Here is a 2,512-nt window from a genome sequence, read left to right as displayed (position 1 = left end):
CCACCAGGACGGTCTCGTCCACGTCTCCAACATGGCCCGCGGTTTCGTCTCCGACCCACATGAGGTCGTCCGCTCGGGCGAGGTGGTCAAGGTAAAGGTTCTCGACGTTGACGTCGAACGAAATCGCATCGGTCTATCGCTCAGGCTTGACGACGATGCCTCGGATGCCAAACCAAAGCGTGGCGGCGGTCGCCGTGAAGGTCGTGGTGATGGTCGTCGTGGTGATGGTCACGGCAAGGGGCGCAAGCGCGGTTCCCAGAACAAGAAGCAGGGCGGTTCCATGGCCGACGCGCTGCGCAGGGCGGGCTTTTAGCGCTTGAGCTTTTGGCGCATAGCCTATTAGCGCATAGCGTCGATGCGGCTGTTAATCTCTCCCGCGACAGTCGCAGCCATTCCATCCGGTACGACGATGGTGTAGTTGGAGCCTGAGGTCTCAATCTTGACGGCCTCGCCCGACCGGGCCGCAACGCTGATGCGACCGTCATTGCCGAGGCGAAGGCCAATACCGCCACCATCGGCCCAGTTATATTTCCCCGGTGCCGCGTACTTAACGGTTCGAAGCTCGATGCGGTGCTTCATCTTCAATGGTCCGCAACCGTTAAAAATAGTGATGGAATCTGTCTTTGGGGCGGTATCTAGTGTCATGCCGGTCTCATATGCAATGAGGAATAGCGGCGTGCACAGCAGGAAAATAATGCCGAGGTTTGGCAGGAACACTGCGAGCGCTACAGACACCACGCACCAGACTGCGAGGGCGACCTTGACCCCCTTAGAGATGGTCACACTGACATCGATGGGAGTTGGGTCTCCTTCTCGGTGGGGCAACTCTGGCGATGTAGGTTCGGTGACCGTGGCGTCGGTAAGCGAGGAGTAGTCCTTGAGGTGGCGCGTCACGAATAGGGCAGCTACTAGGCCGATGATGATGCCGGCTATTGCATAGACCCAGCCGATTCGGGCGGTCATAGGGTCCGTTGTGTCGAGTTGCGGGATGATAATCGCGAATTCAATGCCGATTAAGAAGCCGCAGAGGGCGAGATTGGTTATTGCAATTGGCTTGCGTACGACAAGCGGCGTACTGGTCTTGGCGCCGAGCCAACCGATCTGTGCACATGCGATGACGATGATGGCCGTAATCAAGGTGCTTTGAATCGGCGGCATGAAACCATCCGGCGTGTCGCCGCCGCTCCAGTGCGTTGCTATTTGTTCCGGTAGCCGATCGGAAATAGCAATCACCCACAGAAGCTGTGCAATGGCCAGAACGCACGGGGCGATGATTGTTCCTCGAACAATCCAGGGGTCAAAGCGTGGAATCTGTGGCATGGAGACAATCTATCAGTGGGGGGATGCTTTGTGGCGACGGTCGGCGGCGGTCGGCGGCGGTCGTTATTGGCGTGCTGTATCAGCGTGATGTTCTAGCGCGCCGTCTTAGCGTGCGCGGCCTGTCGCAAGAATATGCACCTCGCGACAATCAATATATCACTCGCAAAGACAGGCGAAAAAGTTTCACCAAAGGGGTTGTGTAATCGAACGCGAGTGCTAAAATGGTGGTATCAAGAACAAAAGTACTTGAGCTTCTCTTCTTGGCGTTGGGCTAGTGATATTCACTGGTCGCCGACGCCGAGTGGGGTTGGGGCTTTGGGGGAACAATGTCTGAAAAAGGTAGTCCGGCCAAACAACCGTCCGATGTTTACCAAGCGGCTCTGCTGCCTGAAGCGCCGCAGTTTTTCCACGAGTCATCAACGAACCAGTTGGCGGTGACGGGTATCCAACGCAACCGCTTGGAGCTGGGTATAGCTTGCGGTTGCACGCCGAAGTCGCTTGAGGTTGATGTGGATGCATACATTGCTGAAATCGCGCCCGAGTTGGGTATTTCCCGCGGTAAAGCGCTCGAGTATGTAGAGGTCGGCATTCAGTTAGCGCGCATGCCCCGGCTGGGTGCCTTTATTAAAGCTCGAGCTCATTTGCCCTTTGCGCATTTGATCACCATTGCTCGCGCGACAGCGCCGCTCCATGATCCAGAGGTGCGTGCAGCTGTTGAAGAAGAAATTGCCCGCTTTGTCATTCCCCGTAAGCATGGCGAGGCGCTCCGGGGAGTTCGCAGCCTGCATAAGTTCCTGCAACGGGTTATCGAAGAAATTGAACCTCAGCTTCGCCCCAAAAACCTTCCGGGTGATGTTGATCCGCTGCTTCCCGCAGGAGAACGCGAAATAGTAGGAGAGAGCATCGGTTTTGAAGACGGCGACAACTTCGCGGAAGTTTTTATGGAGCTGGAAAAGACCCGCGCTCTCGAATTTAAAGCCACCCTCGAATCCATCTCCACCTCAGCCGGCTGTACCCGTGTCGAAGCTTTGACGCACCTCATCCGCGGCACCGCGGAGGCAAAAATCGTACTCAACCTGTACTGTCCCGCCACAGAAGAACGCCCTCGCACTGCCTGGCTCGGTGGCGTGGGGTGGATCTCGCAGTTGGCAACGCAGGCGTGGATTGACAAGGTTACGCATATCCGCTTGCT

Annotated in this window: 2 protein-coding genes and 1 pseudogene; 2 read left to right on the top strand and 1 reads right to left on the bottom strand. The window is 56.7% G+C overall.

The features are described 5' to 3' along the window. Window positions 1–313: S1 RNA-binding domain-containing protein (locus RDN59_RS12015; RefSeq protein ID WP_308608036.1), on the top strand; the 313-nt coding region annotated here is incomplete at its 5' end. Window positions 314–339: 26 nt separating this feature from the next. Here RDN59_RS12015 and RDN59_RS12010 read toward each other — a convergent pair. After that, window positions 340–1,320 (bottom strand): DUF1648 domain-containing protein, encoded by a 981-nt coding sequence (locus RDN59_RS12010; RefSeq protein ID WP_308608035.1) that lies wholly within the window; start codon window positions 1,318–1,320, stop codon window positions 340–342. 326 nt (window positions 1,321–1,646) lie between these two features. Between RDN59_RS12010 and RDN59_RS12005 the strand changes: the two are divergent. Beyond that, window positions 1,647–2,512: pseudogene (locus RDN59_RS12005) on the top strand (HNH endonuclease); the annotation flags it as partial.

It is taken from the genome of uncultured Corynebacterium sp. (genome assembly GCF_902489365.1).
GTDB lineage: Bacteria > Actinomycetota > Actinomycetes > Mycobacteriales > Mycobacteriaceae > Corynebacterium.
The sequence above is the reverse complement of the archived record's forward strand: the minus strand, read 5'-3'. Positions and strand labels throughout refer to the sequence as shown.